The 702-nt window shown below is 47.6% G+C and carries 1 protein-coding gene; it reads right to left on the minus strand.

The window, feature by feature from the left end:
* Positions 1-702: Sip1-related alpha-galactosidase (locus R7Z50_RS27520; RefSeq protein ID WP_318149753.1), on the minus strand; the 702-nt coding region annotated here is incomplete at both ends.

Below are 702 nucleotides of genomic sequence, written 5' to 3' on the forward strand. Positions count from 1 at the left end.
TTCACACCGCCAGAGAATTTATCAGACGGCGTAAGCCAATCCCCCATGAACGCTTGATAGCCATCATCCAGAAGTACCCATTCTAGGTCTTCGAGCTTGTCTTGCATGCAATCGACATTTTCTAAAACATTTTGCTCGGTCACATCGGCATAGTACGCATACCAAGAACACCAGCCTATCGGTGCATCCTGCGTGACACCGTTGCGAATAGGATGATGCGCGGCAATCATCTCGCTGAACTCTTGATACAGATCGGATAGCGAGTTGCCAGTTAAAATCGTAATGGACTCAAGTTGATTGTGTTCCCAATCCGCCACTTGCGTGTGTTCACCATCAATTGCTGCGGTCAGTATCCACTGCCCATTTCGCTGTTGTATATCAAAGTAACCAGCAAATCGACGGCACGTCGTGAAGCCAAACAAGGTGTAACCAGCAGAATCCTCAATCACTAGATAGTTGTAGTAACGCTTAGGTGCATGTTGCGAGTACACACGGTATGGGGGAATGTTGTCGGGGCATCGACCTATTTCAATAGGATGCGTGATCGTTCCTGACGTTTGCGCCAACATTTGAAAACCATCACCAATCACGTTGGCTTCGTGCTCGTATAGAAACGGCATTTCGAACAGCACTTCACGGTCAGTAAAGGTTTTGTTGTGAAGCCCAGAGAAGGAGAAATGGGCCTGATTACCAATCACATCC

The sequence above is a fragment of the Vibrio sp. 1249-1 genome (assembly GCF_033340495.1).